This window comes from Achromobacter sp. (genome assembly GCF_032113835.1).
Taxonomy (GTDB): Bacteria; Pseudomonadota; Gammaproteobacteria; order Burkholderiales; family Burkholderiaceae_B; genus Achromobacter.
This window is the reverse complement of sequence record NZ_DAMCTG010000111.1, coordinates 1-15,621: the sequence shown is the minus strand read 5'-3', so window position 1 is coordinate 15,621 and position 15,621 is coordinate 1. Positions and strand designations below refer to the sequence as shown.

General features: G+C 66.3%; 14 protein-coding genes. 4 read left to right on the top strand and 10 right to left on the bottom strand.

The features are described from left to right. Nucleotides 1–109: 109 nt before the first annotated feature. The 10 genes from RT697_RS24635 to RT697_RS24590 all read right to left on the bottom strand — a co-directional run bounded on the left by RT697_RS24635 (nucleotide 110) and on the right by RT697_RS24590 (nucleotide 11,556). Nucleotides 110–2,686: an EAL domain-containing protein gene (locus RT697_RS24635; RefSeq protein ID WP_313702301.1), complete on the bottom strand. Its 2,577-nt coding sequence runs from the start codon at nucleotides 2,684–2,686 to the stop codon at nucleotides 110–112. 39 nt (nucleotides 2,687–2,725) lie between these two features. Next, nucleotides 2,726–3,523 (bottom strand): biofilm regulation diguanylate cyclase SiaD, encoded by a 798-nt coding sequence (gene siaD / locus RT697_RS24630; protein WP_313702300.1) that lies wholly within the window; start codon nucleotides 3,521–3,523, stop codon nucleotides 2,726–2,728. Beyond that, nucleotides 3,520–3,897, bottom strand: coding sequence for a biofilm regulation phosphoprotein SiaC (siaC, locus tag RT697_RS24625; protein ID WP_313702299.1), 378 nt, complete (start codon nucleotides 3,895–3,897; stop codon nucleotides 3,520–3,522). Before siaC ends, siaD begins: the two co-directional genes overlap by 4 nt. A 37-nt stretch (nucleotides 3,898–3,934) precedes the next feature. Next, nucleotides 3,935–4,474, bottom strand: coding sequence for a biofilm regulation protein kinase SiaB (gene siaB, locus RT697_RS24620; RefSeq protein ID WP_056564586.1), 540 nt, complete (start codon nucleotides 4,472–4,474; stop codon nucleotides 3,935–3,937). A 23-nt stretch (nucleotides 4,475–4,497) separates the two neighbouring features. Continuing rightward, nucleotides 4,498–6,483: a biofilm regulation protein phosphatase SiaA gene (gene siaA / locus RT697_RS24615; RefSeq protein ID WP_313702298.1), complete on the bottom strand. Its 1,986-nt coding sequence runs from the start codon at nucleotides 6,481–6,483 to the stop codon at nucleotides 4,498–4,500. Nucleotides 6,484–6,801: 318 nt separating this feature from the next. Beyond that, nucleotides 6,802–7,506: an ABC transporter ATP-binding protein gene (locus RT697_RS24610; RefSeq protein ID WP_313702297.1), complete on the bottom strand. Its 705-nt coding sequence runs from the start codon at nucleotides 7,504–7,506 to the stop codon at nucleotides 6,802–6,804. Then, nucleotides 7,506–8,303: an ABC transporter ATP-binding protein gene (locus tag RT697_RS24605; protein WP_313702296.1), complete on the bottom strand. Its 798-nt coding sequence runs from the start codon at nucleotides 8,301–8,303 to the stop codon at nucleotides 7,506–7,508. Before RT697_RS24605 ends, RT697_RS24610 begins: the two co-directional genes overlap by 1 nt. After that, nucleotides 8,300–9,262: a branched-chain amino acid ABC transporter permease gene (locus RT697_RS24600; RefSeq protein ID WP_056564595.1), complete on the bottom strand. Its 963-nt coding sequence runs from the start codon at nucleotides 9,260–9,262 to the stop codon at nucleotides 8,300–8,302. The genes RT697_RS24605 and RT697_RS24600 overlap by 4 nt, the downstream gene beginning before the upstream one ends. 2 nt (nucleotides 9,263–9,264) lie before the next feature. Then, nucleotides 9,265–10,185 (bottom strand): branched-chain amino acid ABC transporter permease, encoded by a 921-nt coding sequence (locus RT697_RS24595; protein WP_056566889.1) that lies wholly within the window; start codon nucleotides 10,183–10,185, stop codon nucleotides 9,265–9,267. Between the two features lie 207 nt (nucleotides 10,186–10,392). Further along, nucleotides 10,393–11,556: an ABC transporter substrate-binding protein gene (locus RT697_RS24590; protein WP_313702295.1), complete on the bottom strand. Its 1,164-nt coding sequence runs from the start codon at nucleotides 11,554–11,556 to the stop codon at nucleotides 10,393–10,395. Between the two features lie 173 nt (nucleotides 11,557–11,729). On the opposite strand from RT697_RS24590, the gene RT697_RS24585 reads away from it, so the two are divergent. The 4 genes from RT697_RS24585 to argJ all read left to right on the top strand — a co-directional run bounded on the left by RT697_RS24585 (nucleotide 11,730) and on the right by argJ (nucleotide 15,607). Beyond that, nucleotides 11,730–12,632: an alpha/beta hydrolase gene (locus RT697_RS24585; protein ID WP_313702294.1), complete on the top strand. Its 903-nt coding sequence runs from the start codon at nucleotides 11,730–11,732 to the stop codon at nucleotides 12,630–12,632. An 11-nt stretch (nucleotides 12,633–12,643) separates the two neighbouring features. After that, nucleotides 12,644–13,138: a MarR family transcriptional regulator gene (locus RT697_RS24580; protein ID WP_312433782.1), complete on the top strand. Its 495-nt coding sequence runs from the start codon at nucleotides 12,644–12,646 to the stop codon at nucleotides 13,136–13,138. Between the two features lie 59 nt (nucleotides 13,139–13,197). Next, nucleotides 13,198–14,238: a hypothetical protein gene (locus RT697_RS24575; protein WP_313702293.1), complete on the top strand. Its 1,041-nt coding sequence runs from the start codon at nucleotides 13,198–13,200 to the stop codon at nucleotides 14,236–14,238. A 142-nt stretch (nucleotides 14,239–14,380) separates the two neighbouring features. Beyond that, nucleotides 14,381–15,607, top strand: a complete 1,227-nt coding sequence (gene argJ, locus RT697_RS24570) for a bifunctional glutamate N-acetyltransferase/amino-acid acetyltransferase ArgJ (RefSeq protein WP_313702292.1) — start codon at nucleotides 14,381–14,383, stop codon at nucleotides 15,605–15,607. Nucleotides 15,608–15,621 lie beyond the last annotated feature (14 nt).

Below are 15,621 nucleotides of genomic sequence, written 5' to 3'. Positions count from 1 at the left end.
AGGCAAGTCCGGAGCGAAGGCTCCGGACCGCAATCGTGGCCCCGCGCGCCCCGGGACGCCACCGTACCGGACGCCTCAAGAACTCAATCCGGCAAACGAAAAGAACCAATCACCCCCGAGCCCTAAGCCATTCCTCAAGATCCCCCGCAGGCAACGGCGGCGAAAACAGAAACCCCTGCCCCGCCGCGCACCCTTGCTCGATCAGGAACCGCCGCTGCTCTTCGTTCTCGACGCCTTCCGCCACAACCGGCAGACTCAAGCTCTCCCCGATCCTAATCACAGCGCTAGTCAGCGCCCGAGCCGCGTCATCGCTCTCCAGCCCCTGCACGAAACTGCGATCCAGCTTCAGTTCGTCCACGATCAACCGGCGCAAGTGACCCAAGCTGGAATACCCCGTCCCGAAGTCATCCATCGACAGCCGCACGCCCAACCGATGCAGCTCCGCGATCGTGCGCAGCGTACCTGCCGTGGCATCCAGAACGACGCCCTCGGTAATCTCCAGCATCAGATCCGCCGGAACCAGTCCAAACTCGGCCAGCGTCGCCGCAATCATCCGCGGCAGGTTCAGATTGTGGAAATTCGTCGCCGACAGGTTCACCGACACCGAAGGAACTCGCAAACCGTTATTGCGCCAGATCGCCAGTTGCGAGCAAGCCTCGCGCAACGCCCAGTCGCCCAGATCGCCGATCAGCCCACACTCCTCCGCCAGCGGCACGAACCGCGCCGGCGAAATGTCGCCCAGCGTCGGATGGCGCCAGCGCGCCAGCGCCTCCACCCCGTACAGGCTGCCGTTCTTCAAGCCCACCTGCGGCTGATAGTGCAGACGCAAAGCCTTCGCTTCCAACGCATCCCGCAGCGCCGCTTCCAGCGCCAGCCGTTCCTGCGCCTGACGATTCATCTCCGCGCTGAAGAACGAAATGCGATTGCGGCCCGCCGTCTTCGCCTGATACATCGCCATGTCCGCATGACGCAGCAGCGTATCCATGTCGCGGCCGTTTTCCGGGAACACGCTGATGCCGATGCTCACCGACGGGTTCAGCGTGATGCCGCCCACCGAGAACGGCTGCGCCAGCGCCACCAGGATGTGTTCCGCCGCCGCAGTCAGGCGGCCGTGTTCGAACTCCGGCATCAGCATCACGAACTCGTCGCCGGAAAGCCGGCCCACGATGTCCGTCGCGCGCGCCAGACGGCGCAGACGCTGCGCCACGTCCCGCAGCAGCGCGTCGCCGATCGGGTGGCCCAGGGTATCGTTCACCTGCTTGAAGCGGTCAAGGTCCAGGAACAGCACCGCCACCCGCTTGCGCTCCGGCTCCGCCCGCGCAATTGCCTGCTCGGCCTGCGCCAGCAGCAGATTGCGGTTCGGCAGGCCCGTCAGCTCGTCGTAGAACGCCAGTTGGCGGATGCGGGCGCGCGCTTCCTCGCGTTCCAGCGCCAGCGCGCACAGGTACACGCACACGTCCACCAGACGGTGATGGAAATCATCCGGCAGCCGGCGCTCGCGGAAATAGAAGCCGAAGGTGCCGATCACCCGGCCATCGCTCGACTTGATCGGCGACGACCAGCACGCCTTGTATTCCTCCGGCAGCGGCAGATGGCGGTAATCGTCCCACAGCGGATCCGTCGCAATGTCCGGCACGATCACCGGACGGCCCAGAAATGCCGCCGTGCCGCAGGCGCCCACCTGCGGGCCGATCGGCACGCCTTCCAGCGCGTCCGAATAGCCCTGCGGCAGGCTAGGCGCCGCCAGCGGCCGCAACAGGCCCGCGTCGTCCACGCGAACCACCGACGCCGCCACTTCCGGCGCCAGGCGTTCGACCTCGCGGCACACCATGTTCATGACCTCGACCACCGAGGCCTCGTTCACCATCGCCTGCAGCACCCGGCGCTGCAGCACCTCGTGCACCTTCGTCGGCGTAATGTCCGTCAGCACGTCCACGATGTTGACCAGCGTCCCGCGCTCGTCGAACACCGAGTTTGCCATCACCGACACCCACAGCGGCTTGCCGCCGCGGTCATAGACCAGGACGTCCTTGTGGTAGCCCTCGCGACAGGCCACGCGGCGGTGCAGTTCCTCGCGCGTGCCGCCATCCGCGCGGCCGCCGGAAAGCAGTTCGCCCAGGTCCTGGTCCAGCGCGTCGCTACGGGAGAAACCAAGCATCCGCTGAAAGCCGTCGTTCACGTAGACGATGCGGCCATCGGAGCCGGACACCGCCACCGCGTTGCCCGTCTCGTTGATGCCCAGCATCAGCAACCGGATTTCTTCCTGGCGCTCCGCGTCCGCGATCGACTTGCGTGAAATCACCGTCACGCGGCCGACCTCGCCCGCGTCGTTCAGCAGCGGCAGGTACGTGGCTTCGATCCACAGCGAGCTGCCGTCCTTCTTGCGGTAGCGGCAGGTGCCCGAGAAGTGCTGGCCGCGGCGCAGCCGGTCCCAGACCTGTTCGCCGCTGCGCGTGCCGCGGCCTTCGTCCATGCTGTCGCACAGCAGGTCGTGGCGCAGCGTCAGGGCCTCTTCGCGGGTGTAACCCACCGCGGCCAGGAAATTGGTATTGCCGTTCAACAAGGAGCCGGCTGCGTCGAAATCGAACAGCAGCAGCGCGCGGTCCATCGACGTCAGGTAATTGCCCACATGCCACGCGGCGCCCTGGGGGTTCGACTGCGACCCGCCAAGATGAGAATCAAGCATAAGGGGCTCCAACCCGGATAACAGCTGTTCCGGTTTCATTCAGCGCCTCGGAAAACCAAGGGCGACGCGATCGCGTCCGTCCTGCTTGGCCAGATACAACGCCTGATCCGCCCGGCTGAGCGTCTCTGAAAACGTTTCGCCCAACTGGTGATACGCCATGCCAATACTGACCGTCAGCCGCAGGACCTCGTCCCCGGCCGCCATCGCCAGCCCACGCACCGCGCCGACCAGGCGGTCCATGACGGCCTGCGCGGTTTCCGGCTGCGTGTGCGGCAGCAGCACGAGGAACTCCTCGCCGCCCCAGCGGCCGCACAGGTCGTATTCGCGCAGGCTTTCGCCCAGCACGCCGGCCAGTTCGACGAGAGCGCGGTCGCCCGTCTCGTGGCCGAAACGGTCGTTCACGGCCTTGAAGTGATCCACGTCCAGCATCGCGACGACAAAGCTGTCGCCGCTGCGCGCGGCGCGCTGGACTTCCTGCTTGATCATCTCCATCAGCGCGCGCCGGTTCAAGAGACCGGTCAACGGATCGCGGCTGGACGTTTCCTCGAGCGCGCGGTTCAGGTCGCGCATCATGCTCTGGTAGTGATCCGAGATCCGCGCGATGCGGGTCAGGCGGCGCAGTTGGCGGTCGAACTGGTCGCACAGACCCAGTTCACGTTCGTGCGCCATGCTTTGATAAGCGTCTGAAAGCTGCGTGACGCGCTGAATGCGCGCCATCTGTTCCTCGGTGTGCCGCCAGAGCGCTTCCAGCGCGTCGCGCAGCGGATGGCCGGCATGCGCCGGATCCGCCAGCAATGCGGCGATGCGCTGATCCAGTTCGGCGGCGCCCGGTTTCATTGGCGGCCAACCACCGAGAATGGGAACGTGCAGTCTTCCTTGAACTCTTCAGCCAGTTCGCCCACGCGCTCGTTGCGCATGTCGTAGAACCACGTCACGCTGACCTCGCGGTCCTTGCGGTGCGCGGCCTCCAGCACGTCGAAGATGTCCATGACGGACTTGATGCTGCTGGTGTTCAGGTAAAGCAATTCCAGTTCCAGCTTCAGCGGCGCTTCGTTGTCCTGCAGGTACGACTCGACCCATTCAATGACCGGGCCGAACAGCTCGAAGGAATTCTCGGGGTAGGAGTCGCCGCGCATCGCCAGCACGCCGCCGGCAACGTCGGCGGTGATGGCGGGCGTGGACTGGGTCCCGGGAATGTTCAGGTCTTTCATCAAATACTCCGAAAATAATCCTGTTGAGCGCGCGTCCTCAGACCACCACGCTCAGGCTGAAGAAGGCCTTGCCCGGCTGAGCAGCGGGGGTCAGGCTGGCTTCCAGCGGCGCGCCGGCGCGGCGCGCGATGTCGATGAGGCCCAGGCCCGCGCCCGACGCGACGCCCTGCGTGCGCGGCTTGTGCAACTGGGCCTTGTATTCGGCTTTCAGGGCCGGCTTGTCCAGCGCGGCCAGTTCCTGGATGCGGGCGACCAGGCTGTGGCCGTCTTCCGCGCTGACCAGATTGCCCGCCGACACCACATAGCGGCTTTCGTCGCGGCGGCCGATCACCACCGTGGCTGAGGCGTCCGCGTCGCCGTTCTGCGCGGCGTACTGGCGGATGTTCTGGATCATCTCGATGTAGACCGAAAACACGTCCATGGCTTCAGCGGGCCGGACGTGCTCGGCGTTCAGGTAGTTCTTCAGCGCATTGCCGATTTCCTCGATCAGGCTGCGCGATATCGGCCCGTTGAAACACAGCAACGTGCGGTTCTGGTCGAATCGCGCGCCCAACGCGTAAAGATCGGAGGCATTCATGGAGGGTACCGCCTTGATAACGATTATTCGAAACGGAAAGACAGCAAGGTGATGTCGTCGCGCTGGGGCCGGCCACCTTGGTACTCGGCGAGCGCCTGGCTGAACGCGGCCGCCTGTTCGGTTAACGGCCGGCGGGCGTGTGTCTTGAGCATGTCCGCAAAGCGCGTATTGCCAAAGCCGAACCCGTGCTCGCCGCCCGCCTGATCCAGAAAGCCGTCGGTGGCCAGGTAATACGTCCAGCCCGGCTCCATCTGCAACGCGTTGTTCTCGTAAACCCCCATACGCTTGTCGCCCAGCGCACGCCGGCCACCGGGCACCTCGTGCAGGCTTTCGCCGTCACTTGCGTACAGGCTGATCTTCGCGCCTGCGTACAGCAGCCTGCCGGCCTGCCGGTCAATATATACCAGCCCCGCATCGGTATTGGTCGCCAGGGCCCGGGGCAGTTGCGCGTCGGCCAGCATGGCCCGGATGGCGTTGTCGGTACGCGTCAGAATGCCTGCGGGATCGCCCGGTCCGACCTCGGTGATCGCCAGATCGATCGCCGCGCGCGCCAGCATGGTCATCAAGGCGCCCGGCACGCCGTGGCCCGCGCAGTCCATGATGCCCAGCAAGCAGTTGGCGCCGTCCTCGCGGAATACGTAGAAGTCCCCGCCGACCACATCGCGCGGCTTCCACAGCACGAAATGGTGGGCGCCCAGCGATTGGGTCAGTTGCCGGTCCGGCAGGATCGCGCGCTGGATCAGGCTGGCGTAGTCGATGGAATCGCCGATCTTCTTGTGCGCCGCGGCCATGGCGCGGTTCGCGTCTTCCAATGCCGACGTGCGTTCGCGCACCTTGGTTTCCAGTTCGGCCGTGTGCTTGCGCACCTTGTCCGCCATCACGCCGAACGCGCGGCTCAGATCGCCGATCTCGTCCTGGCCGCCCGGCGGCAGACGCACGTCGTAGCTGCCGTCGGCAATTGCCCGGGCCGACTGCTGCAGACGGCGCAACGGGCGCAGCATCAGGCGTTCGATGGCGTAGCCGAAGCACAGCAGCATCGCGGCAAACAGCAACACCAGGCCGATGGCCGCCGGCCACAGCCAGCCCGTGTCCAGCACCCGGGCCGCGCCCAGGTCGACCACGGTCAGCACGTGCCAATGCAGCTCCGGCATGTACGCCACCGACACCAGCTGGCGCACGCCGTCCATCTTGACCCAGGCCGATTGCACGGACTGCGGATCCGCCTGCGCGGCATGCATGGCCGACAGCAGCTCGGCGCGGCCTTCGCCCTGATCCAGCAGGCTGAACACCATGCCCTTGCCGCCCGCCCCGCCAGCGCCCGAGTTGTAGGCGATCAGCGCGGGGTTCATGTGCGCCTGGATCGCGCCTTCCTCGTCCACGATGATGGGCGTGACGCCGGGCTGGCCGCTGTTCACGAATTCCTTCAGGAACCCGCCCACGTCCAGGCCCGCGCCCGTCAGGCCGATGACCTTGTCGCCGTCGCGGATCTGAACGTTGATCCAGACCTTGGTGGTCTTGATCTTCAGATCCGGGTTGACGTTGATGTTGTAGCGGGCCGGCGACTTGACCGTGGCATAGAACCAGCCGTCGTCGGCCGCGCTGGGGCTCAACGTGTAGCGCGGCGTCTCGGACAGCGGCTTGTCGTCGTTGAAGTAGTAATTGCCGGAAATGGCGCTGGCGATGAAATAAGCGCCGCCCAGCAGGTCGCGGCGATAGCCGTCCGCCTCGCGGAAGAACAGTTCGCGCGCGGCGGGATCGTTTTCATTGCGCAGCCAGCGGCGCGTGACTTCGCTGTCGGCCAGGCGCTGCGACAGCGCCAGTTCGCGCGACACCGGCGCCAGGACGCGCTGACGGTTCAGCTGCGTGAAGTTGTCGGCAAAGGCGCGGCCAAAGTGCTCGCGGACACCGTCCAGCACCTGCCAGCCGATCAGCGCGGCCGGCGCCAAGGCGACCAGGCACGCCAACAGCAGCGCCATTAGTGATTTCCTGCGCAATCCCCATTTCGCCATGCAAAGTCTTCCTGACAGCTTGATGCGATGCCACGCGCGAAAAGGGGACGCAGATCGGGCGCGCTGTCCGTGCGAGGCGCCCTGCCCGTGCTTTGCCCCGCCTTTTGAGCCATGAGCCTGAATGCCGGCACCCCATGCGGGCAACCGGCGGCTAAGTGTAGATGCCAGGGGGGTTTATTGATACAGGTGCAAACGTCTGGATGCGTCCGCGACACCTTAAGTTTCACCGCAGCAATATATATCGTGTTTTATTGCGGTTTATATCAATGATTGTTACGTCTGGCGGATCCAATTTGCAGCTTTATTACTACACGTTGGCTAGACGCCCAGATAGCGTTCCCAGAGGCTACGGTCGGCGTCCAGGGCTTGGGAGTCGCCCGTCCACACCACCTTGCCGCGCTCCAGGATGACGTGGCGGTCGGCCAAGCTGAGTAACCTTTCGACATACTTGTCGATTACCAGGATCGTCTGCCCCGCCTGACGCAGCCGCGCCAGGCAGTTCCAGATCTCTTCGCGGATCTTGGGCGCCAGCCCTTCGGTGGCTTCGTCCAGGATCAGCAGCCGGGGGTTGGTCACCAGCGCCCGGCCGATGGCCAGCATCTGCTGCTCGCCGCCCGACAACTGGTTGCCCATGTTGCGGGCGCGCTCGGCCAGCCGGGGAAACAGCTCAAACACGCGCTCAGGCGTCCACGGTTCGCCGATATCCGGGTTGCGCCCCGCCACGAACGCCGTCAGGTGCTCGCGCACCGTCAGGTTGGGAAAGCACTGGCGCCCTTCCGGGACGATGGCGACGCCGGCCCGCGCGATGCGGTCCGGGCTCCATCCGCTGATGTCCTGCCCCGAGAAATGGATCTTGCCGCCGCGCAGCGGCAACTGGCCGAACAGGGTGCGCAGCAGCGTGGTCTTGCCCATGCCGTTGCGGCCCAGCAGGGTCACGACCTGCCCCGCCCCGATTTCCAGGTCGACGCCAAACAGCACCTGGCTGGCGCCGTAGCCGCTCTTGACCGATTCGATGGTCAGCATCACACGGTCTCCTCGTCGCCCAGGTAGGCCTGGCGCACGTCGGGGTTGGCGCGGATCTCGTCCGGCGTGCCCGAGGCAATCACCCGCCCGTACACCAGCACCGACAGGCGGTCCGCAAGACGGAACACCGCCTGCATGTCATGTTCAACCAGCAGCATGGCAGCGCGCCCCCGCAAGGATTCGATCAGTTCGGTCAGGCGGACGGTCTCGTCCGGTCCCATGCCCGCCATGGGCTCGTCCAGCAGCAGCACCTTGGGCCGCGCAGCAAGCGCCAGCGCGAACTCCACCTTGCGCTGTTCGCCGTGCGGCAGGGTGCCCGCGGCGCGGTCGAGCAGGCTGGCGTCGATGGCGCATTCGCGGGCCAGCTCGCGCGCCTGTTCGTACAGCGCCGATTCCGCGGCGCGCGGCTTCCAGAAGCGGAAGCTGCTGCCGGCGTGGGCCTGCACGGCCAGCACCAGGTTATCCAGCACGCTGGACTGCTTGAAGATGTTGGTGATCTGGTAGGACCGCGACAAGCCTGCGGCCACGCGCTGGTGCGCGTTCATCGCGGTGACGTCGCGGCCGTCGACCTCCAGCGTGCCGGCGTCGGCGGACAGCGTGCCCGACAGCAGGTGGATCAGCGTGGACTTGCCCGCGCCGTTCGGGCCGATCAGGGCATGGATTTCGCCCGGCGCCAGCGACAGCGATACGTTGTCGGTGGCCACCAGCGCGCCAAAGCGGCGGACCAGTCCGCGCGCCTGCAGGGCGTGCGCCCCATTCGCGGCGGCGCCGGTCGTGGCATTCATCGGATTGCTCATGAGCCCACCTTGCCGGATTGCGGCGCAGTGCGCCCGCTGAACAGCGGCCCGAACAGGCCGACCAGGCCGCGCGGCGCGCCAAACACCACGCAGAGCAGCAGCACGCCCAAAGGCAGGTGCCAGTATTCGGTCCACAGGCGCAGCACTTCTTCCAGCGTCAGCATCACCACCGCGCCGGCCACGCCGCCGTAGCGCAGGCCGATGCCGCCCACCAGCACCATGATCAGCAGGTTGGCCGACTGGGTCCAGTGCATCAGGCTGGGCGAAATGAAGAGGTTGTGGTTGGCCAGCAGCGCGCCGGCCAGCCCCGCCGCCGCGCCGCTCAGCGTGAACGCCATCAGCTTGATGCGGTACACGGGATAGCCCATGGACTCCATGCGCGATTCGTTCTCGCGGATGCCCTGCAGCGCCATGCCGAAGCGCGAGGCGACGATGCGGCCGAAGGCCCACATCAGCAGCGCGAACAGCACCAGCACCAGGTAATAGAAGCTGACGTCGTGGGCCAGGTCGATGCCCGGCAGGGTGGAATAGCCCGGCAGGTTCAGCCCGTCTTCACCGCCGTACTGGCGCAGCGAGATGAAGATGTAGAACAGCATCTGCGCGAACGCCAGCGTGATCATGATGAAGTACACGCCCCGCGTGCGCAGCGAGATCGCGCCGGTGATGCACGCCAGCACGCCGGCCAGCAGCATCGCCACCGGCCACGACACCAGCGCCGACGTGACGCCCGACATGGACAGGATGCCGACCGCGTAGGCGCCCGCGCCGAAGAACGCCGCGTGACCCAAGGCCACCATGCCGCCATACCCCAGGATGAGGTTCAGGCTGGTTGCCGCCAGCGCGTAGATCAACACGCGCCGCACGAAGGAAATGTAGAAGTCCAGGCCCAGCATGGGCGCGACCAGCGGAAACACCGCCAGCGCGGCCAAGAGGACCACGGTCCAGATCTTGGTTTTCATGGTCAGCCCCGCGCCGGAAAGAGGCCAGAGGGCCGGAACACCAGCACTGCCGCCATCAACACGTAGATGGCGATGGCTGCGAGCGTCGGACCGACGCTGGAGGCCACGGCCGGAGAGAACACCTGGCGCAGCAGCATCGGCAGGAACGCGCGGCCGGCAGTGTCGACCATGCCGACCAACAGCGCGCCCACGAAGGCGCCTCGGATCGAACCGATCCCGCCGATGACGATGCACACCAGCACCAGGATCAGGATTTCTTCGCCCATGCCTACCTGCACCGAGGTGATCGGGCCCAGCAGCGCGCCGGCCACCGCGGCCAGCATGGCGCCCAGCACGAACACGCCCAGGAACAGCAGCGGCACGCGCACGCCCATCAACGTGGCCATCTGGCGGTTCGACGCGCCGGCCCGCACCAGCACGCCGGCGCGGGTCCGCGTCACGAACCAGTACAGTCCTGCGGCCGCGGCCACGCCGAAGACGATGATCATCAGGCGATAGGCGGGATACATCAGATCGGGCAAGAGGCGCACGGGGCCGGACAGCACCGCGGGCATGTTCAGCATGACCGGCGCCGGACCCCAGATCATCTTGACCAGGTCATTGGCGATGAGGATGACGGCGTAGGTGCCCAGCACCTGAGCCAAATGGTCGCGCAGCGCCAGGCGGCGGATGAGCGAGAGCTCCAGCACGATGCCGACGATGCCCGTGGCGACCGCCGCCACAAGAACCGCGGCGGTGAACGAGCCGGTGCGTTGCATGGTTTCGGCGGCGACATAGGCGCCAGCCATATAGAGCGAGCCGTGAGCCAGATTCATGATGTCCATGATCCCGAACACCAGGGTCAGCCCGGCCGCAATCAGAAACAACATCAACCCAAACTGCAGACCGTTCAGCAATTGCTCGACGATCAGCGTAAACGTCATGAAAACTTCCCCCTTGCCGCGCGTCGCCGAAGGGCCCCCGCGATCAATTCACCAAAGCTATCCAACCTGCATCCCGCAACGAACATCGCAGCGCTCGAATCATGGCCTGTCCGCCCCCAAGCGGGGTCGCGCGGAGCCGGCTTTGCCGGTCCGCTGCGACGCCCCCTTGAGGGGGAAGCGCGCAGCGCTTCGGGGGTGGGTCACACCCTACATCTTGCAGTCGCCGACGTACACGTCCTGGTACTTGTCGAAGACCTTGCCCACCAGCTTGTTGGTGATGCGGCCGCTGCCGTCCTTCTCAACCACGCGCAGGTAGTAGGCCTGGATCGGGTAGTGGTTCTTGCCGTAGGTGAAGCTGCCGCGCACCGAGGGGTAGTCGGCCTTTTCCAGCGCCTTCACGATAGCGTCGCGGTCGGTGGCCTTGCCGCCGGCCTGTTTGACGGCGGCGTCCATGGCCATGATCACGTCATACGCCTGGGCGGCGTACACCGACGGGTAGCGGCCGTTGTATTCCTTGCGGAAGGCCTCGACGAAGGCCTTGTTCTGCGGCACGTCCAGGTCATGCGCCCATTGCGCGGTGTTGTACATGCCCAGCATGGGGTCGCCCACAGCCTGGATCACGTCCTCGTCGGCCGAGAAGCCCGGGCCGATCAGCTTGACGTTCTGCGACAGGCCGGCGGACACGAACTGCTTGACGAAGTTGATGCCCATGCCGCCCGGCAGGAAGATGTAGACGGCGTCCGGCTTGGCGGCGCGGATCTGCGCGATCTCGGCGGCGTAGTCGATCTGGCCGAGCTTGGTGTAGACCTCGTCGGCCGGGGCGGTCTTGTAGCCGCGCTTGAAGCCGGTCAGCGCATCCTTGCCCGCCGGGTAGTCCGGGGCCATGATGAACATCTTCTTGAAGCCGCGGTCGGCCGCGACCTTGCCGGCCGCTTCGTGGAAGGCGTCGTTCTGGTACGACGTGCCGAACCAGTAGTTGTTGCACTGCGCGCCGGCGAACTGGCTGGGGCCGGGGTTGTTGGACAGATAGGGCACCTTGGCGGCGAACAGCGCGGGGCCGACAGCCAGCGCCACGTTCGAGCCGATGGGACCCGTGAAGAAATCGACCTTTTCGCGCTGGATGTAGCGCGTGACGAGCTGGCGGGCCTGGTCCGGATTGCCGCCCATGTCCGTTTGCAGGAATTCCGCGGGCTGACCGCCCAGCTTGCTGCCCAGTTGCTTGATGGCCAGGTTGAAGCCGTCGCGGGCTTCGGCGCCCAGCGCCGAGAACGGACCCGAGATGTCGTTGGCGATGCCGACCTTGACGGTGTCGGCCTGTGCCAGGGCGGGAATCAGGGCGGCGGCAGCCAGGAAGGAAGTGATCAAACGCATGGTGGTGTGCTCCGTGCGCGAGCCCGCGCAGAGGGTGTTCTTTTTGAAGGTGCGATGCGAAAGACTTCTACGCCCCCAATCCCCTTATGCAGCACAGGGAAAACTGGCGTGGTTCATAGTTTAGGTTTAAAGTAATCGGCAAAACAAGTCTAGGGTTTTTACCACCTGCCGCCATGGTCACCCTCTACCGCAACTACGATCGCGCCGAACTGGACGTCCAGTACAACGCTCGCGCGACAGTACCCGACATCCAACCGATACTCAAGAAATACGCCGAGGACAGCGCCACGGCGCGCAGCACGCTGGAATGCGCGCTGGACGTGCCTTTTGGCGAACATCCGGATGAACTGCTGGACATATTTCCAGCCGCGGCCGGCAAGTCCGGCAAACCCGGCGCCCCCGTCTTCGTATTCATCCACGGCGGTTACTGGCGCCTGCTGTCCAAGAACGAATCCAGCAACATGGCGCCCGCGTTCACGCAGGCGGGCGCGGTGGTCGTGTCGGTGAATTATTCGCTGGCGCCGGCGGTCACGCTGGACCGCATCGTGGACCAGAACCGGCGCGCGCTGGCCTGGATCCACCACCACATTGCCGAGTACGGCGGCGACCCGGCGCGCATTCACATTTGCGGCAGCTCGGCGGGCGGGCATCTGGTCGGCGCGCTGCTCGCCGGCGGCTGGCATGCCAGCTACGACGTGCCGCCCGGCGTGGTCCGCGGCGCCGCGCCCCTGTCGGGCCTGTTCGACCTGCGCCCGCTGGTGCACACCCACATCAACGAATGGATGCGCATGAGCGACGCCGACGCCATCCGCAACAGCCCCGCCCTGCATTTGCCGCAGGCCGGCTGCCCCCTGGTGGTCAGCTATGGGGAATCCGAAACCGACGAATTCAAGCGCCAGAGCGATGATTATCTGGCCGCATGGCGCGCCCGCGGTTTTCCCGGTAGATATGTACCAATGCCAGGCACCAATCATTTTGATATTGTCCTGACGCTCAACGATCCGAACAGCCCGCTGACCCAAGCCATCTTCGAACAGATGGGTCTGGCGCCCTCTTCACCCCCGCATTCCCGGTAATCTTCCGAGCCATGACCGATACTCCCGACCTGGAATCCCGCGCCGCGCCTGACGACCATCACGCGCTGCGCCTGTGGCTGCGCATGCTGACCTGCGCCAACCTCATCGAAGGCGAGATCCGCAGCCGCCTGCGCAACGACTTCGACACCACCCTCCCGCGTTTCGACCTGATGGCGCAACTGCAGCGCGCGCCCAAGGGCATGAAGATGGGCGAGCTGTCGCGCCACATGATGGTCACCAACGGCAATATCACCGGGATTACCGACCAGCTCGAAAAAGAGGGCCTGGTGGTGCGGACCAAGGTCGAGTCCGACCGCCGCAGCTCGCTCATCAAGCTGACGCCGCAAGGCAAGAAGAGCTTTGCGCGCATGGCCCGCGCCCACGAGAACTGGGTCAAGTCCATGTTTGCCGAACTGCCCGAGGCAAGCCGCAACGCCCTGTTCCAGGCGCTGGGCGAACTGAAGCTGCAGGTGGTGGCCACGCGCTCGGCGTCGGCCCGCGACTGAGGCCGATCCAGGACTTTTCGCGCCGGTCCGGCCTGCCGGATTGGCGCATAATTGCCGCCATGATTCCGGTTTCCCTTCCTGGCGGTAATTTCTATGTGCTGATGGCGGCTTCGCTCGCCTGCCTCGCCACGCTGTTCACCTGGCTGGCCGCCCTGGCCACCTCGCGCGGCGCGCGGGAATGGCTGTCCGGCCACCGGCGCGCCGGCACTTTCCTGATGGCCCTGTTGGCGGTCGTCGGCGCCATCTTCCCGTATCAGCAGTTCAGCCAGTGGTTCTCGGTTCAGCGCGAAGCGCAGGCCGACGACGCGCGCAAGACGGTGCTGTCACAACCCACGCAACTGGCCGGCGTCCAGATGCCCACGGGCACCACGCTGCGCCTTGCCACGCCCGGCGAGCTGGCATCGTTCGACCGGGCCATCTTTCCCGAATCCCACCCGGCGGACATCCAGGGCGTCGCGGCGACACGCCTATTCCGGTACCCCGCCACGCCCAAGCAGCCCGAAACCCTGTCCGCCGAGATCGCGCGCGACCAGGCGCTGGAAGGCTGGCTGTGCGCGCACGGCCATCGCATCGAATTCGTGGTGCAAGGCGGGCATCCGCAGTTTTCGAGCTGCCACCTTGCCATCGGCAATACGCTGGACCAGCAACCGGTGCCCGCGGGCGCCTGGTTGAAGGTCGAACCCGCCGCCCGCGGCACGCCGCTGGACAAGACCGGCACGGCGCCCCGCTGGCTGCTGCGCACCGAAGGTAGCGACGCCCTGACCGTCGCCGGGATCCCCCTGCTGAAGGTCGACCTGCAACTGGACGCGCAGCGCCGGATGCAGGGCTTTGAGGGCCTGGCGGCCCGCGACACCGTGCTGGGCGAAATGACCTACCCGCCGGGCACCCGCGTCCTGGCCGCCAACCCGCGCCTGCAGGGCGCGCAGCCGGGCGATCTGCTGTTTTCGCCCTCGCGCGGGCGCTCGGCGCGCCGGGCGGGCGGCGAAGACGTCCCGGCCGGCAAGTCGGTGCTGCAGGCCCCCGACGGCACGGTGCGCAGCGTGCTGAGCAACCGCGAGGCCGGCGTGCTGGACGTGGCCGCCATGCGCATGGCCCCCTGAGGCCGGCTCCTGAGGTTGCCCCCCCTCGGGTTGCCGAGGGGACCGCCCCCCCCCACCGGATCCGGTGGGATAATACGAACCTTTCCCGCGCGCCGCCTTGCCTGGCGGCGGTTCCGTCCCGCTCACACCAAGAGACGAAGTCATGGCCGTTAATCTGCAGATCCCCTCCGAGTCCGAAATTTTTCCTGTTGCCGGCGTAGAAATCGGCGTCACCGAGGCTGGCATCCGCAAGGCCAACCGCCGTGACCTGACGGTGTTCCGCCTAGCCGAAGGCACCAGCGTGGCGGGTGTCTTCACGCGCAACCGCTTCTGCGCCGCCCCGGTGCAGGTCTGCCAGGCCCACCTCGCCGCCGGCGGCCCGATCAGCGCGCTGGTCATCAACACGGGCAACGCCAACGCCGGCACCGGCGAAGAAGGCCTGAAGAAAGCCAAGGACACGTGCGACGCACTGGGCAAGCTAATGGGCGTGCCCGCCGCGCAGATCCTGCCGTTCTCCACCGGCGTCATCCTGGAACCCCTGCCGCTGGACCGCCTGGTCGCCGGCCTGCCCGCCGCCATCGCCGACCTGGCCGCCGACCACTGGTCCAGCGCCGCCCACGGCATCATGACCACCGACACACTGCCCAAGATTTCGTCCGCCAAGGTGCAGATCGACGGCAAGACGGTCACCTTCACCGGCATCAGCAAGGGCGCCGGCATGATCCGCCCCAACATGGCCACCATGCTCAGTTTCCTGGCCACCGATGCCGGCATCGCCCAGCCGCTCCTGCGCAAGCTGGCCGTGGAAATCGCCGACGCCTCTTTCAACCGCATCACGGTCGACGGCGACACCTCCACCAATGACTCCTTCATCATCGCCGCCACCGGCAAGTCGGGGGTCAACGTCAACAGCGAATCCGACGCCGCCTACGCCGCCGTGCGCGAGGCCCTGACCGCCGCCGCGCTGGAACTGGCCACCAAGATCGTGCGCGACGCCGAAGGCGCCACCAAGTTCATGACGATCCGCGTCGAAGAAGCCGGCACCACCGAGGAAGCCCTGAAGGTCGCGTATGCCGTGGCGCACTCGCCGCTGGTCAAGACCGCGTTCTTCGCGTCCGACCCCAACCTGGGCCGCATCCTGGCCGCGGTCGGCTACGCCGGCATCGACGACCTGGACGTCTCCAACATCCGCCTGTGGCTCGACGACGTGCTGGTGGCCAAGAACGGCGGCCGCAACCCCGACTACCAGGAAGCCGACGGCCAGCGCGTGATGAAGCAGGCCGAGATCTCGGTGCGCATTGCGCTGGGCCGCGGCCAGGTCAGCGACACGGTCTACACCTGCGACTTCTCGCACGAGTACGTGTCGATCAACGCCGACTACCGCTCCTGATCGACCATGACGGC